Consider the following 1907-nt stretch of genomic DNA (forward strand, 5'->3'; position numbering starts at 1 on the left):
GGGGAACTGCGCGAAACCACGACGCACCCGCGCGTACCGCCGCCTGAGCGTCGAGGAGCGGCGCAGCCAGCTCCTCGACGCGGCCCTGGAACTCTTCGCGCACAACGCCCCGGAGGATGTCTCCCTCGACGACGTCGCGGAGGCGGCCGGGGTCTCCCGCCCCCTCGTCTACCGCTACTTCCCCGGCGGCAAGCAACAGCTCTACGAGGCCGCCCTCCGCTCGGCCGCCGAGGAGCTGGAGCACTGCTTCGACGAGCCCGCCGAGGGCCCCCTGACCGCCCGGCTGTCCCGCGCCCTCGACCGGTATCTGACCTTCGTCGCCGGGCACGACGCCGGTTTCAGTGCCCTGCTCCAGGGCGGCAGCGTCGTGGAGACGTCACGGGCGACGGCCATCGTGGACGGTGTGCGGCGGGCCGCGGCGGAGCACATCCTGCGGCATCTGGAGGTCGCGGAGCCCGACCTCCGGCTGCGGATGACGGTCCGGATGTGGATCACCGCCGTGGAGGCCGCCTCCCTCATCTGGCTCGACGAGGGCAAACAGCCGGACGTGGCGGAGCTGCGGGACTGGCTCGTGGAGCAGTTCGTCGCCTGTGTCACCGTCACCGCCGGCCGGGACCCGCAGACCGCGGCCGCCGTGCGCGGCGCCCTCGCGATGGAGGCCGCGGACGGTGCCGTCGGTGCCCTGGCCCGCCGTGTCCTGCCCGTGGTCGGCGACGCCGCCCACCTGCTGTGACACCGGTCCTGTGACACTGGTCAGGTGAAGACACAGGACACCCCTTTCGTCGGCGGCCCCCTGGACGGGCGCGTCCTGCCGGTGCTGCTCGGCATCACCGGGCACCCGCCGAAGACGTACCGGGTCCCCGTGCCCGATCCCGCGGGCGGACCCGACACGGTGCTCGTGTACCGCAGGGTCGACGCCGGGCGGGGCGGGTTCATGCAGCAGCTGTGGAAGTACGAGTACGCGCCGGACGGGGACCCGGGCCGGGGCCCGAAGTGGCCGTGGTCGGGGCCGCGACGGCAATCCGCCACGCCGCCCGAGCGGCCGCCGTCCCCCGACGAGTGACCTCCGCGGGCCGGACGGCCCACCCGGCGCGCGCCCGCCCTCCGTTCCTCCCATCCTGCCGGTGCGAGATGGACGGCCCATCCGCGCACCGGAGGTGATGACGTGTCAGGAAAGGTCCTGCGCCTGGTCCGTACGGCGACGGCCACGGCGGTCGCGGCCGGCACACTCCTCACGACGGCACCCGTCCAGGCCGCGGCGGACCCGCTGCCACCGCCGCCGGGCGACTCGGCCGGACCCGCGCCCGACAGCGACATCGCCGTACCCCCCGACGACGGCGACACCGCCGGGGCCGCCGTCGACGACGACACCGCCGCCGGCGACGCCCGCNNCCTGCACGACAGCCGGGGCGCCGCGGGGCGGCTGGCCCGCCAGCAGTACCAGAACAGCACCACCGACCTCTCCCCGTACGTGCGTCTGCTCCTCGCCCGCGACCCGCACCGCGCGCTGGAGCAGGGCCATGTGATCGGCCAGGTCGCCGAGGAGCGCGCGCAGACCGTGGAACGGATGACCGGCAGCGAGCGGAAGACGGACGCGCTCGCCCGCCGGGCCCGCACCGCCCTCGACCGCCGGCTCACCCTCACCGAGCGCCGCCAGAAGGAACGCGACGCGGTACGGAACCGTCTCGGCGAGGNNCCGCCGACCCGCACCGGGGCGAAGGCGCTGCGCTACGCGGTCGCCCAGATCGGCAAGCCGTACAAGTGGGGCGCCGAGGGCCCGAAGGCGTACGACTGCTCGGGGCTGACCTCCCTCGCCTGGTCGCACGCCGGACGCCGCATCCCCCGCACCAGCCAGGCCCAGTGGGCCCGTCTCCCGCGCATCCCCCTCACCAAGCTGCGCCCCGGTG

Annotated in this window: 2 protein-coding genes and 3 pseudogenes; all 5 read left to right on the top strand. The window is 75.2% G+C overall.

The genetic code is table 11. From position 1 onward, the window contains the following. Window positions 1-43 precede the first annotated feature (43 nt). Window positions 44-733: a TetR/AcrR family transcriptional regulator gene (locus AOK23_RS39465; RefSeq protein WP_063791490.1), complete on the top strand. Its 690-nt coding sequence runs from the start codon at window positions 44-46 to the stop codon at window positions 731-733. 24 nt (window positions 734-757) lie between these two features. Further along, window positions 758-1063: a hypothetical protein gene (locus AOK23_RS39470; protein ID WP_055717259.1), complete on the top strand. Its 306-nt coding sequence runs from the start codon at window positions 758-760 to the stop codon at window positions 1061-1063. 102 nt (window positions 1064-1165) lie between these two features. Further along, window positions 1166-1390: pseudogene (locus tag AOK23_RS50980) on the top strand (hypothetical protein); the annotation flags it as partial. Window positions 1391-1392: 2 nt separating this feature from the next. Beyond that, a pseudogene (locus tag AOK23_RS52145) lies at window positions 1393-1694 on the top strand (hypothetical protein); the annotation flags it as partial. Window positions 1695-1696: 2 nt separating this feature from the next. After that, a pseudogene (locus tag AOK23_RS50990) lies at window positions 1697-1907 on the top strand (C40 family peptidase); the annotation flags it as partial.

The organism is Streptomyces torulosus, from assembly GCF_001419765.1.
Taxonomy (GTDB): Bacteria; Actinomycetota; Actinomycetes; order Streptomycetales; family Streptomycetaceae; genus Streptomyces; species Streptomyces torulosus.